General features: G+C 63.8%; 9 protein-coding genes and 1 pseudogene. 2 read left to right on the forward strand and 8 right to left on the reverse strand.

Annotated features, from left to right (window positions below; translation table 11 throughout):
* Positions 1-299: 299 nt before the first annotated feature.
* Positions 300-1,490 carry a succinyl-diaminopimelate desuccinylase gene (gene dapE, locus LKK40_RS08175; RefSeq protein WP_434735099.1) on the reverse strand — a complete coding sequence of 397 codons (1,191 nt, stop codon included), beginning with the start codon at positions 1,488-1,490 and terminating at the stop codon, positions 300-302.
* A 226-nt stretch (positions 1,491-1,716) separates the two neighbouring features.
* Here dapE and LKK40_RS08180 point away from each other — a divergent pair, with 226 nt between their 5' ends.
* On the forward strand, positions 1,717-2,658 hold the full coding sequence (locus tag LKK40_RS08180) for an AEC family transporter (RefSeq protein ID WP_304310219.1): 942 nt from the start codon (positions 1,717-1,719) through the stop codon (positions 2,656-2,658).
* A 34-nt stretch (positions 2,659-2,692) separates the two neighbouring features.
* Here the strand turns inward: LKK40_RS08180 and LKK40_RS08185 are convergent, their stop codons facing one another.
* Positions 2,693-4,135, reverse strand: coding sequence for an ABC transporter permease (locus tag LKK40_RS08185; protein ID WP_304310220.1), 1,443 nt, complete (start codon positions 4,133-4,135; stop codon positions 2,693-2,695).
* 227 nt (positions 4,136-4,362) lie between these two features.
* Positions 4,363-5,382: pseudogene (locus LKK40_RS08190) on the reverse strand (ABC transporter ATP-binding protein); the annotation flags it as partial.
* Positions 5,383-5,676: 294 nt separating this feature from the next.
* Here LKK40_RS08190 and LKK40_RS08195 point away from each other — a divergent pair.
* The gene (locus tag LKK40_RS08195) at positions 5,677-6,153 is read left to right on the forward strand and encodes a hypothetical protein (protein ID WP_152581578.1); all 477 of its coding nucleotides are present in this window, start codon (positions 5,677-5,679) and stop codon (positions 6,151-6,153) included.
* Between the two features lie 183 nt (positions 6,154-6,336).
* Here LKK40_RS08195 and LKK40_RS08200 read toward each other — a convergent pair whose 3' ends face one another.
* From LKK40_RS08200 to argS, 5 genes are all read right to left on the reverse strand, one after another.
* Positions 6,337-7,815 carry a Maf family protein gene (locus tag LKK40_RS08200; protein ID WP_152581579.1) on the reverse strand — a complete coding sequence of 493 codons (1,479 nt, stop codon included), beginning with the start codon at positions 7,813-7,815 and terminating at the stop codon, positions 6,337-6,339.
* Positions 7,816-7,836: 21 nt separating this feature from the next.
* Complete coding sequence (gene thrB, locus LKK40_RS08205) at positions 7,837-8,892, reverse strand: homoserine kinase (protein ID WP_152581580.1); 1,056 nt, start codon at positions 8,890-8,892, stop codon at positions 7,837-7,839.
* A gap of 46 nt (positions 8,893-8,938) precedes the next feature.
* Positions 8,939-10,252 carry a homoserine dehydrogenase gene (locus LKK40_RS08210; protein WP_152581581.1) on the reverse strand — a complete coding sequence of 438 codons (1,314 nt, stop codon included), beginning with the start codon at positions 10,250-10,252 and terminating at the stop codon, positions 8,939-8,941.
* Positions 10,253-10,401: 149 nt separating this feature from the next.
* Positions 10,402-12,021, reverse strand: coding sequence for a diaminopimelate decarboxylase family protein (locus LKK40_RS08215; protein WP_304310221.1), 1,620 nt, complete (start codon positions 12,019-12,021; stop codon positions 10,402-10,404).
* A gap of 79 nt (positions 12,022-12,100) precedes the next feature.
* Positions 12,101-13,897, reverse strand: coding sequence for an arginine--tRNA ligase (gene argS, locus LKK40_RS08220; RefSeq protein WP_304310222.1), 1,797 nt, complete (start codon positions 13,895-13,897; stop codon positions 12,101-12,103).
* Between the last annotated feature and the right edge of the window lie 7 nt (positions 13,898-13,904).

Genomic DNA, 13,904 nt, shown 5'->3' on the forward strand with positions numbered 1-13,904 from the left:
AACACCATCGGAGGCTTTGGCGGCTTGCAGAACCACCGATGTCCAGTATGACACAAAAATCTGAACGCATCGGCACTTTCGCGGTTTGCTGTCGGCGATTCTGCCCCGCAGCCGTGTTCTGCCATGCCATGCTATATGCGTGCCATATGCCCGGCTCAGCGTACGTTTTCCAGCATCTTCGCGAGGTCCGTATTGGAAAACGTACGATAACCGCTGCTCAGCGTACGTTTTCCAATACGGGAGTACGGAAGGTGTGGGAAAACGTACGCTGAGGGTGGGTGCCCGTCTGTTGTTGTGACTTAGGCACTGAGCCATTCTTGGAGAATGTCGGCCAACAGGGTCAGGTCGCTTATGGCCGCCTGCTCGTCGCGCTTGTGGGCCAGCAGGGCGCTGCCCGCGCCGAGGTTCACGGCCGGGATGCCCAGCTGCGCGAAGCGGGCCACATCCGTCCAGCCGAACTTGGCCTGCGGGTCGCGGCCGGTGCGCTCCTTGACCAGGGTCGCCAGCGATGTGGTCAGCGGCGAGTCCATGCCGGGCCGGGCGCTGGGCGATTCATCGCGCATCTCGATGCCGAAGCCGGCGAACATGCCGCCGGTGGCCTTATGCTCGCCGTTGCCCAGCTGCGCGCCGCACTCCTGCCCCATCATGAGCGCCTTGGCCTGCTCAAGCGTTTTGTCCGGCGCGAAGCGGTAGTTCACGTGTACACGGCATTCGTCGGGGATGACATTCGTGCCGGTGCCCCCCGAAATCAGCGTCGCGTTCACGCCCTCGCGATAGGTCAGCCCGTCCACGAGCACATCCTGCGGCTCGTACGCCTGCAGCCGGTCCAGCACCTCGGCGGCCTTGTGGATGGCGTTGTCGCCCATCCATGCGCGGGCCGAATGCGCGGCGACGCCATGCGTGACGACGTCGAAGCGAATTGTGCCGTTGCACCCGCCCTCGATGCCGCAGCTGGTCGGCTCGGCGATGATGGCGAAATCGCCGCCCACCCAGTCGGGATGCGCTTCAATCAACCGCCGCAAGCCGTTCTTATCCGCCGAGACTTCCTCGTGATCATAGAGAATGTAGGTCAGATCGTATTTCGGCTCGCGCAGGGTCGCCGCCAAGTACAGCAGCACGGCGTCCGAAGCCTTCATATCCGTGGCCCCGCGCCCCCACATCACCCGTTCGCCAGGATGCTCCTGCGCGATATCCTCGCGGATGAGCGGGTCGCCCGGTTCAAGCCAGCGCGGCGGGAAATTGTCCGCCACCGGCACGGTGTCGAGATGACCGGCGAGCACCACATGCTGGCCGCGCCCGGCGATGTCGTCGGCGATGACCGTGTCGCCGTGGCGGCGGACGCGCAAACGCCCCAGCGAATCCAGGAAGGTTTCCACCGCATCGGCCAATGGCCCTTCGTCATCGCTGACCGAATACATGCCCATGATCTGCGCGAAGATGCGGCTCAGCGCTGCCTGCGCGGTCTCGTCAGGGTCTACGGGGTCTATCATCTGCTGCTCGTTCGCCATGCCTGCCATGGTATCAGGGTGCTTGCCGCAGCCCCCACAAGCAGCTCCACATAATCGATATCCCAACATGTACCCCACATGCACCCGCTTACGCACACCGATTTCATCGTACCCATGTCCAAATATGTGTTCACGCCTTGGGACTGCGCCACGCCGATGACGGCGCGCCATGGCACACTGGAAGCCATAGGTAGGGAAGGGAAGCGCCATGGGTTTGCTCAGCGCCATGCAGGGGTTCTGCGTCATCGGCATCGTGATCCTCGTGGGGTACATCGCCGCCCGAATGCAGATTGGCGGCCCGAGCGCGCAGATGGTGCTCAACCGCTTCAGCTTCTTCATCTCGAGCCCGTGCCTGATGTTTGCGATTATGGCGAAGGAGCCGATAGCGGAGATTTTCCACCCTTCGATCATCGTTGCCTTCTTCAGCGCAATGGCGGTCGGCGTTGCCTTCCTTGTGCTCAACCGGCTGTTCTTCCACCTCAATGCCGCCGAGGCGACCATCGGAGCGCTTAACTCGCTGTATCTCAATTCCAATAACATCGGTCTGCCGATTGCCACCTACATCCTCGGCAATCCGGGGCTGGTGGCTCCGATTCTGGTCATGCAGCAGGCGGTGTTCACGCCGATCGGGCTCACCGTGCTCGATGTGACGACCAAAGGCGAGGTCTCCGTCAAGGAGATCGCGAGCCAGCCGCTGCATCAGCCGCTGCTGCTCGGCTCGCTGGGCGGCATCGTGGTTTCGGCCATCAGCGCGCGCACCGGCTGGTTCGTGGTGCCGAAGTTCCTCTTTGACCCCATCGATATGATCGGCGCGTCGGCGGTCCCGATGATTCTGATGGCCTTCGGCATGTCGCTGTACGGCAGCCAGCCGATGCAGAACAAGCGCAACCGCGATGCGACCGTTGCCGTCGTCGTGCTGAAGAACATCGTCATGCCGGTCATCGCCTTCCTGCTCGCCTACTTCGTTATGGGCTTCCGCGGCGCGACGCTCTACGCCTGTGTGGTGCTCGCCGCGCTGCCGACCGGGCAGAACGTGTACAACTATGCGGCGCGCTACAACGTGGGGCTGAGCTTCGCGCGCGACGGCATCCTCGTCTCCACCCTCACCAGCCCAATCGTCATAGCCGTGGTCGCAGCGATATTGAGCTAGCTTTCCTACACGATGTCTCAGGCATCGTCGGCGCTCAGTCATCCGCGCGATAATCGAGCAGATCGAGTTTCGAGGCCACGCGATTCGAGGCGAAGGCGCCGATGGACACGAGCGCGTAGCACAGCGCGATGCCGCCGAAGAAAGCCAGCAGCGTCGCCGCGTTCGTCATGGCTCCGGCCATCAGCGGGAACATGAGTGCCATCGAACAGCCGCCGGCGATGAGCACCACGACGTTGAGCGGGGTGAGCACCTCGGCGAAGCGCGCCCGGTTGAGCGTGCGCGTATCCGTGCCTTCGAGCGCGAGCATGCGATACTCCTCCGCCTGCTCGTAGACGTTCCCGGCCTGCATCACCCCGCAGCTCACCGCCGCCAGAATCGCCGCGAAGGCAAGCGTCAGCAGCCCTCCGGTGCCGATATCGCGTATCAGGGTCATGCTGGAATCATCGTGCCCGGCACTCGCATTGGCGGCCTGCGAGAACATCGCGCACACCGAGGTGATACCGGCGATGAACACGGCCAGCGCGATGCCTGACACGTTGCGCCATGCGCGTTTGGGATTGTCGAGGATGCGGCGCATCGCAATCATCGTCGCGGCGTTGCGCGGCCTGCGCAGCCGGCTCTTGGCGCGGGCGGATATGGCCCATGTGCCCACGAGGTTGATCAGGAAAAAGCACAGCATGATGAATCCGATGACGATAACGACCATCACGCTCTGCCCCATATGCGCAGCCAGTTGCGGCGTGCGGAATGCGCCGATCGCCAGCGCTATCGCACCGATGAACACCACGACGCGCCATGCGGTCGGCAGCGGCTGCGACGCGCGGCTGGTCACCCCAAGCGGCGTGATCGCCACCCGGCGCAGCGCCGCCAGCGCCGACACCAATGACATAATCGTCACGCCGAGGCATACGGCCAGCAACGCCCACGGCCCGACCCAGAGCTGTACGAAGGTGAAACGCTGATTCTGGAAGGGTATCAGCATCACCAGCGGCATCAGCGCCAAGTACCCGCCGATGCCGAGCAGCGCGCCAGACAGGGCCTGACCGGCGGCGTCCAGAGCAGTCAGCCCTGAGACCTGCGGCACTGTGGCACCGACCAGTCGCAAGGCGGCGAGCCGTGCGTCGCGGCGGGACGCGGCCAGTCGCGCGGCCGAAGCGGCGAGTGCGGTGAAGGGAACCACGAGCAGCAGGCAGGCGAAGCCCGCAAGCGCTACATAGGTTCCGGCCATGGGGTCCTGCCCGGTTGCGGCCGCTGCGCTGCCCGACACATGCGTTGCCGACACGCAAGCATGTTCGTTGAGCAGGCAGGCAAGCGTGTGATCGCTCGAAGCCCGCCAAATGAACGCATGCACGCCCCCGAGCACGGTGAGGAAAATCGCGCTCGCCGAGGCGAATGCGATGACGGCCAACAACGACGTATGCCGTTGCGCGCGCAAGCCAGGGCGGTGAAACAGCCGCCACAATCCGAAAATATTCATCGCCAGGTTCCCCTTCCGGTCGCCGCTGCGATTGGTGATGACGACAGCGCCGACGCTGCGAATGCCGGCGTCGATGCCGCCGCGCCCAAGGGCGAGAAAGCCGACTGCTGCATCGCCATGAACCCGGCTACTGACGGCCGGTACACCGTCGACCGCTCAGCAGGCAGCTGATTGTTCGCGAACGTTCCGGCTTGATGCGCAGGCATGGATCGCTGCTGCGCCACAGTGGGTGCGGCATTGTGTGGCAGTGCAGAAGCGGGCTGATTCGCTGCGGATGTCGGCTGTTGCGCAGGTTGCGTAGGCTGCACAGGTTGCGCCGCCGCTTGCTGACTGCGATTCGCGCGGCGCGGCTCCGCTTGCGAAAGCCGGCCGTCGCTCATCGTGACCATGCGCGAGCAGAATCCGGCGACGTTGACATCGTGCGTGACGACGATGACGGCGGCACCGCAGTCGTGCGCGGCCTGCATGAGGATGCCCATCACTTCGCGGCCCGTGGTCTGGTCAAGCGCTCCGGTCGGCTCGTCGGCGAAGACCACGGCCGGCTCGATGCACAGCGCGCGGGCGATGGCGATGCGCTGCATCTGCCCGCCGCTCATCTCGCCCGGGCGCTGCGCGGCAAGATGGCGCAGACCGAGGCGTTCGAGCCACAGCATCGCACGGTCGGTGGCCTGCTCGTAAGACAAGCCGCCCAACATCAGCGGCAAGGCGATGTTCTCCACAGCCGGCAGCTCGGGAAGCAGCTGACCCGACTGGAAGACGAAGCCGAATGCTCCGCGCCGCAGCTTGGTGCGCTCGGCGTCTTTCATCGCGGTCAAGTCGTTGCCTTGGAAGCGCACGGTGCCGCTGGTGGGCCGGATGATGCCGGCGAGCGCATGCAGCAGCGTCGTCTTGCCCGAGCCGGAAGGCCCCATCACCGCGACGCTCTCCCCCGCGGCGAGCGCGAAACTCACATGATTGAGCGCCAAGGCGTGCGGCACAGCAGGCATGGCGTTGGGAGAGCTGTTGTATGAGGTGCTGTTATACGGGGCGCCGGCTTGCGGAGCGCCCGCTTGCAGAGCTCCAGGGACTGCCGCCACGCCGGTTGCGCCATGCTCCGACCGCGCCCGGGCGATGTCGGCGGAATAATCCATCACGAGGTCGTTCGACTCAAGGACGATGCGGCCCGGCTGTGTCGCGTCATAGTTTGCCATTGGCGATGCGCCCGGAATTACCGTGCTCTGTGTTGGAGATTGCCAGGCCGGCGGCATCGAATCGCTACGCTGCGCTGAATTACGCGCTGCCGAATTACGCGCCGTAAAAATCCGCGTCCCCGAAATCAGCAGTGCTGCGTTCCGTGTCATTGTGCTCAGTATTGTGTTCATGCCTTTGAGCCTACGTACGCAACAATTCCGTCGTTATCGGGCAACGGGATGATTCCGGTGCAATTCGGCGCTCGCGCCTCATTCTCAAGGACTATGCGGCAGCGTCTTGCCACCATTCGTGCACACTCAATCGCATCCATGACACAACGACGATATGGCACGCCGTTACTATGATTCGCTATGCCTACACTTGCCCAGAATCTTGCCATCGGACTTGCCGTATTCGCGTATATCCTCTACCGGCAGCTGCACACCCGGCCGGTGAAGGGTCGTTCGCTGCTGCCGTGGATCCTGCTTGCGCTCGGCGCGGTGCAAATCGCGGGGACGACGGGTCGTCATGGACCAGGCAGCCACGTTGGGGCGTTCAACACCGATCTGCTCGTAGTCGTGGCCGCCATGCTCATCGGCGCGGGTTTCGCATGCGCCAGAGCGTACACCTTGCGTATCTGGGTCGATAAGGGCATCGCGTATCGCAAAGGCAACGTGTGGACGGCGCTGCTCTGGATGCTGTCCATCGCCGTGCATTTCTCGCTGGACGCCTTCGTGCACACGCCCGGGCTGGCGGGCACATCGCTTGAGGCCTATTTCGGACTCATGCTGCTCATTCAGCGCGAAATCGCAATACGGCGCGCGGCGAAACTGCAATCTGCGATATAAGCCACTCGCCGGCACGTATGCGTAGCTTTTTGTACGCTAACTCGAGTCTGCCGTATGAAATGCAACGTTATGAGGCTCGATTGCGTTGCATTATGCACGTCAGCGTCGAGTTAGCGTACAAAAGAATACGCAGCAGAGCGACGCAAACCGCCAACATGGAACAGCGCATCGCGAACGCTTCGGCTATGCAGACTGTTCGACAGCAGCGTTGCCCGGTGCAGCATGCAAAACGCCATACGACGCGGCAAGCCCTTGCAGTCGCGCTGCAAAGTTGGGCCAGTCGGTGCGCAAGGCGGTCAGGAGACGGCGATCGGGGACCTGGTCGAAGGGCACCCATTCGATTTCGAGGCTTTCATCGTCGTTGGCGCAGGGCATGACGCGGCGGCCGGGCTTTTCGAAGGCGAACACGGTGGTGTAGGCCCACGGACCGTGCTCCTCGCGGTAGGAGCCGACCACTTCGATGTCCTGTGACGTGATATTGGCCTCCTCGAAGCTCTCGCGAAGCGCCCCTTCGATCGGGCTTTCGCCGTCGGCGATGGCACCGCCGGGAATGCCCCAAGCACCGCCTTCGGCACTCCACACGGCGCGGTGCTGCATCACGATGTCGCTTACGGCACCAGTCTGCGGGTCGCGACGTGCCAGCAGCACGCCGGCGGCCCCGTTCGTGCCCCAATGACGACGCCCGCACGCGCAGCTCACCCAGCCATCGCCCGGCTGATGCACGGTTTCCTTGGGCGGAACGGGCTGTGTCGCGTCCTTTTTGCTCGTACCCGCTGGAACGCCACGGCTGACATTCCACAAGTCGGTCCATTCGATGCCGAGTTGTGCAGTCAAATGGCGCAGCAGCGGCAGGCTCACGCCCATCACGCCGTGCGGGTCGCCGTCGATGCCCTCGATGAATGCGGAGCCGAAGCCCTCCAAAGTGAATGAGCCAGCGACTTCCAGCGGCTCGCCGGTGGCGATGTACCGCTCGATCTCCTGATCGGAATAGTTGCCGAATCGCACTGTGGCGTGGCTTGCGCCGCGAGACACATGCCCCGTAGCGAAATCGATGACGCAGTGCCCGGTCCACAATTCGCCATCATGGCCGCGCATCGCACTAAGCCGCCGCTGCGCCACATCGGCGTCATGCGGCTTGCCGTAGCATTCGCCATCAAATAGGAACATCGAATCGCAGCCGATGATAAGCGGCCCGACCGCGCTGTGGGCGATGCCGTCGTGGTTGGCCAGCACTTGAGCAATCGGCTCGGAAGCGGTCGGCACATCGATGCCGGAGAAATCACGAGTGAAGGTCGAGCGCTCCGCGGGCTCGGAGCCCTTGGTATCGTTGTCGTTGCTGCCGTCGTTGGCTTCGCTGGTCTCGCGCGATGACGCCACAGCCTGCAGCGGATAGGCGGTTACCTGGTCGCCGTGCGCCTCGTCGGCCGCGCCCGCCACGTCTCGGTAGGCCCGGAACACGGCCTGTGCCTTGGCTTGAGCGAGTATCATCACGCGCTGCCCGATGCTCAAATCCTGCACCGTCACCCCGGACTGCGCAGCAGCGCGTTCCAAAGCGGCCGGCTCGTCCACATGCGAGACGCGGATGATCGGGCATACGCCTGCGGTGTACAGCACGTCGCGGCGCGACGGCGACTGCGATGCGAGCACGACTGGTATCGACAACTTCAGGCCTCCTCGATGGCGTTACTTAGCTTCGACCTCGACGCCGGTGGTGTTGACGCTCAGGTGCAGCACCCGCCAGATTCCCGATGACAACTGCCGCTGCGCGATGCGTTCGATGACCTCAGAAGCCGAACCGCTGTGCAGCACCAGCACGCACGGGCCTGCGCCGGAAATGGCCGCAGCGAAGCCCTGCGCACGCAAAGCCTCGATAAGCTCCCATGACGGAGCCATGAGATCCTTGCGATAGGGCTGATGCAGGCGGTCCTGCGTGGCGGCGAATAGCAGCGTGTTGGCATCTTCACGCAACCCCGCGTCATATGAACTGGCACCACGCGGACCCATCGCCGCGGGCAGCAGCGCTATGCGCGATAGGTTGAATGCCGCGTCCGCATAAGGCACCTTCGCGGGCAGCGCCTGTCGAGCCAGCTCGGTTGACTGCTCGAAGTCGGGAATGAAGACACATGCGCGAATCGCGTCGTCGACCGGGTACATCGTGGTGTGGAACCCGACCGACAGCGGCTCGCCGTCGCGAATCGGCACCGAACCAACGCCCTCTCCAGCGTCGAAGCGCCATGAAACCGTCAGCCCGCCGAACACCGCCGGCGCGACATTGTCAGGGTGGCCTTCGATGGACGCGGCCATGTCGAATACCGACTGCCGGTCGAAATGCTCGCCATGCGCGAACGCCGCAGCCGCGCTGATGCCGGCGACAATCGCCTCGGCGGAGGAGCCCATGCCGCGCGCCTGCGGAATGCGGTTGTGCGCCTCAAGCGTGAAGCCGAGCCGCCCCAGTCCGAAGACCTGACAGGCCTTGCGGAAGGTGGAAACCACCAGATGGGTTTCATCGCGCGGCAGCGTGTCTTCCCCCTCGCCGTGGATGATCACGCGCACGGAATCATCAGTGGCGTCATCAGTGGCGGAGCCGCCAGCTGCAGCACCATCAGCCGGGCTGTCATTCAGCGTGAACTTGAGCTCATCGTAATAGTCGAGGGCCAGCCCAACGGTGTCGAAGCCGGACCCCAGATTGGCGCTGGTCGCCGGAACGCGCACATGCACCTGACGGAATAAGGGATTCATAGATGAAGTCTTCCTTTGAAGCTTTGCTGCATATCAGTGCCGCATATCAGTCAAGCACTCGCAGGATCGACGGCGTGCCGGTCACGAAATCGAGGCTGCACACCGCCTTGACGGTCTCGCGCAGGGTCAGCTCGTCGCACTGATGCGTCACGATGCGCAGCTGCTGCAATTCGCCCGAATAGCCCGGATCGTGGCGCGTTGGCTGCAAATCCTGGTTCACGCCGTTGATCGACACGCCGCGATCGGCGAACTCCGTGGCGATGGCGGCGAGTACGCCGGGCTTGTCGTGAATCAGGAAACGGACGGCAAATGCCGCCTTCGAAGCGTCGATCGGCGCCTTGGGCAGGTCCTTGTAGAGCGGGATGGAAGGCCCGGTGCAGCCCTGCGCGATATGCCGCGCCTCGGTGACGATGTCGCCCACAACTGCGGAGGCAGTAGGCGCGCCACCGGCCCCGCGGCCGTAGAACATCAGGTCGTCGGCCGCCTCGGCGTGCACGAAGACCGCGTTGAAGCTGCCATGCACCGAGGCGAGCGGGTGGTTCTCGTCGATCAGCGCCGGGTAGACGCGGGCCGAAACCCCGGCCTCGCCGTTCTCCACGACGGCCAGCAGCTTGACGACCTTGTGCTCGGCGGTCGCGGCAGCGATGTCGTCGGCAGTGATCGAGGTGATGCCTTCGACGGTCACATCGTCGATGCTCGTGGCAGTGTGGAAGGCGAGCGTGGCCATAATCGCAGCCTTGTTCGCCGCATCCTCGCCCTCGATGTCGCCGGTCGGATCGGCCTCAGCGTATCCCTTGGCCTGCGCGTCATTGAGCGCTACCTCGAAGTCCAGCCCCTTGGTGGTCATCTCGTCGAGAATGTAGTTTGTGGTGCCGTTGACGATGCCGAGCATGCTGCTCACCCGGTCGCCGACCAGCGATTCGCGCAGAGGTCGCACGAGCGGAATCGCGCCGCCTACCGCCGCCTCGAAGTAGATATCGACGCCGTGCTCGTTCGCAGCCTGATAGAGCTCCGGGCCGAATTTCGCCAGCAGCGCCTTGTTCGCTGTCACGACGCTCGCCCCGGCTTCGATGGCCGTGAGCACGAAGGTGCGCGCAGGCTCCAGCCCGCCGATAAGCTCCACAACGATGTCGGCACGTTGGCACAGCTCGGCCGTATCGGTCGTCAGCAGCGCCTTATCGATCCACGGCGCATCGACCTTGTCAGGATTAAGGCAGGCCACGCCAACCAGTTCGATGGGCCTACCAGTGCGTGCCGAAAGCTCGTCGCGCTGCTCGACCAGCAGCCGGGCGGTCTGCGAGCCGACCGTTCCTGCGCCAAGCAGCCCTACGCGGATTGGGGCCTCGTCATGCTGTGTCATAGTGTCCTTCCCAAGTGTGTCTCATGTGCCGTCACTGCCCCGCAGGGCAGCCGCAACGCCTTACGCCGATGCATACCACGTCTATTCTAAAGGTTCCCGTCGGCCTTCGCGCCGCATGCCCATGTCGGTACAGGTTAGCGCCGTAAGCATCAGTTGCTTACATCCCACGACAGCAGGTCATCGATGGTCTGGCGTCGTATCATCACATGCGCGCCGGACACGCCCACTGCCACGACTGCGGGAATCAGCGCCTGGTTGTAGTTGCTGGCCATCGTGCGGCCGTACGCGCCGGTCACTGGGATGGCGAGGATGTCGCCGCGCGTGATGTCGGCTGGGAGTTGGCATTCGTGCACGAGGATGTCGCCCGATTCGCAATGCGTGCCGACGACGCGCGCGAGCATGGTCTCAGGCGCACCAGATCGGCTCGCCAGCCGCACCGCGTAATCCGCGTCGTAGAGCGCCGGGCGAATGTTGTCGCTCATGCCGCCATCGACCGAAACGTAAGCCCGCTCGTTGATTGCGCTGCCGTCCTGCGCCGTGGTTCCCTGCGGCAAAGCGACATGCTTGATCGCGCCGACGCGGTAGAGCGTCACGCCGGACGGGGCTGCGATGTAGCGCCCCGGTTCGAAGGAGATAACCGGCGCGGGCATGCCCAGCGCGTCGTTGGTCGCGGTCACAGCGTCGGCCAGCCGGCCGAGTTCGACGTCGATATCCATCGCGTCTTCGGCGTCGGTGTAGGCCACGGAGTAGCCGCCACCCAAGTCCACTTCGGGCAGGGTGTAGGCGTTGGTGGCGTAGAAGGTCTTGCGCAGCAGCATCATGCGCTTGGCCGCCTCGATGAAGGCGTTGGCGTCATGAATCTGCGAGCCGATATGCGAGTGGATGCCGACGAGTTCGAGATCGTCGCTCAGCCCGGCAATCGTCGCGAGCACAGCATGCGCGGGGCCATCCGCCACCGCCTGCATCGCGTCGGCGAGCGCACGGTCCGTGGCTGAGACCTCGTTGCCGTGCAGGTCGTAGGGGTAGCGCACGTCGTACTGCAGCTGGCGTTCCTGCGAGTCTTGAGGCTCTTGTGATTCAGTTGCCTGTTGCTGCGCCGCTGTATCCTGCCGTTTCGGCATAATGCGGGCGTTCGTCACGGCGGGCGTGGCGGCGGCGATCATATCGTCCAGAATGCCGAGCACTGCGGTCGGCGTGCCGGCCGGCAGCAGCGCCACGCCGAATTTCTGGTCTTCGTGCGCCGTGGAAATATACTCATGCCCGCCTGCGTGGATGCCGGATGTGACGCGCAGCATGACCTTGGCGCGTTTGCCGAGCTTGTGTGCGATGGCAGCGATGCGGGCAGGCTCGCCCGGCTCATCGACGACGATTTTGGCGAAGCCCTGCTCGACGGCGAGCGCGATCTCCTCGTCGGACTTGTTATTGCCATGCAGCACCAGCCGCCGGCCCGGAACCCCTGCGGCAAGCGCAATGCGCATTTCGCCCATCGAGCATGTATCGACGAACATGCCTGCCTGGGCCACGATGCGCACGACTTCCTTGGACAGGAAAGCCTTGCCTGCGTAGCTCGCATGGGTTGTCGTGTTGCGGAAGGCCTTCGCCGCCGCAGCGACGAAGCGCCGTGCGCGCGCAGAAACCTCATCCGTGTCCATGACGTAGAGCGGCGAGCCGAATTCGCTCAGCAGGGACGAGGCGGTGCGCCCGTGGAAGGTCATCTCGCCGGAATCATTGATACCCGTGGCTTCGGGCCAAATCGGCGTCACGCCCATATGCTGCTCCTTGCTTGCTGTGTGTTGTATGTCCCGCTGTGTTGTATGTGGCCGGTTATGGCTGGTCGTAGCGTAATTCCTACATCTGCTGCGGGGCGCTGACCCCGAGCAGATCAAGCCCCGACGCGATGACGGTGCGCACGGCGTCGTTGAGCTTGAGCCGTGCCGCGGCACGCGCCGGTTCCGGATTCTTGGCGATGCGCAATGCCTCGCGCGCCTCCTCCGGCTCGCGCTCCTCAGGGTCGGTCAGCGCCATCGGCACGACGCGTTCGAGGTTGTACCACTTGTGATAGGCGGACGCGAGGTCCTCCAGATAATGCGCCACGCGATGCGGCGCACGCGAATCGCCCGCCTGCGCGAGCACCGAGGGCCACTGCGCGAGCGCTGCCAGCACCACGCCGTCCGCTTCGGTGTCCAAAAGGCTGAGATCGGCATTGTCCGTGCTGATTGCGGCGGCCTCGGCATTGCGCTCGACGTTGCAGGAACGCGCATGGGCGTACTGCACGTAATAGACCGGATTCTCGTTGGTATGCGAGGCGAGCAGGTCCAAGTCGATGTCCACGCTCGTGTTGTAATCGGTGCGCGCGAGCGAATACCGCGCCGCGTCCACGCCGACTGCCTCAAGCAAATCGTCAATGGTGACGACGTTGCCGGCGCGTTTCGACATGCGTACGGCCTTGCCGTCCTTCATCACGTTGACCAGCTGGCCGATGAGAATCTGCATGTTCTCGCCCGGCGTGTCGCCGAACGCCGCGCACATCGCCATCATGCGGCCGATATAGCCGTGATGGTCGGCGCCGAGCATGTAGATCGCCACGTCGGCCGGATCCACGGCGCGATGCCGCTTGTTCCAGTAGTAGGCGATGTCGGCGGCGAAGTAGGCGTAATTGCCATCCGATTTGATGATCACGCGGTCCTTGTCATCGCCATGCTTGGTGGATGCGAACCAGGTCGCCCCGTCCTTCTCGAAGAGGTCGCCATTTTCGCGCAAGACCGCGAAGGCCTTATCCACCTCGCCGTCCTCGTACACGCTGTTCTCGTGGAACCACACGTCGAAGTTGACGCGGAAATCGAGCATCGACTGCTGGATTTCGGCGAACATCATCGGCACGGCGCGTTTGCGGAACTCTTCGCGCTGCTCGGAATCGCCCTCGCCAAGCGCGTTGCCGTCCTTGTCCACGCCGCCGTCGACGCGCGGCAGATTCAGGATGTCGACGCCATTAGCCTTGGCTTCGGCGATCACCCTGTCGGCGATTTCGTTGATATACGCGCCTTTGTAGCCGTCAGCCGGCGTTTCCTCGCCGTGCGCCGCAGCGAGCAGGGACTTGGCGAAGCGGTTGATCTGCTCGCCGTGGTCGTTGAAATAATATTCGCGCACGACCTTCGCGCCATTGGCTTCCAAAACCCTGGCCATGGAGTCGCCGGTGGCCGCCCAGCGCACGCCGCCGATATGGATGGGCCCGGTCGGATTGGCCGAAACAAATTCGAGGTTCAGCGTCTTGCCGCTCAGATGGTCGTTGCGCCCGTATTGTGCGCCTTGCTCGAGAACCGTGTCGACCACAGCCGCAGCCGAAGCGGAGTCGAGAGTGATGTTGATGAAGCCGGGGCCTGCCACTTCTACCGAGGCGATGCCCTCGGCATCGGACAATTTGGCTGCGAATAATTGCGCGAGATCGCGCGGCTTCATGCCGGCCTTCTTGGCCAGCTGCATGGCGATATTCGACGACCAATCGCCGTGGGCGCGGTCCTTCGGCCGCATCACGGCCAGCTTCTCGACCGGCGGAATCATCGCGCCATCCAGCGCGCCAGTATCAGGGCCTCCGGCCAGTTCATGGGCAATATCGCAGATCAATGCACTCAATGCTTCGGGATTCATTCTTATC

The sequence above is a fragment of the Bifidobacterium tibiigranuli genome, from assembly GCF_022655035.1.
Classification (GTDB): domain Bacteria; phylum Actinomycetota; class Actinomycetes; order Actinomycetales; family Bifidobacteriaceae; genus Bifidobacterium; species Bifidobacterium tibiigranuli_A.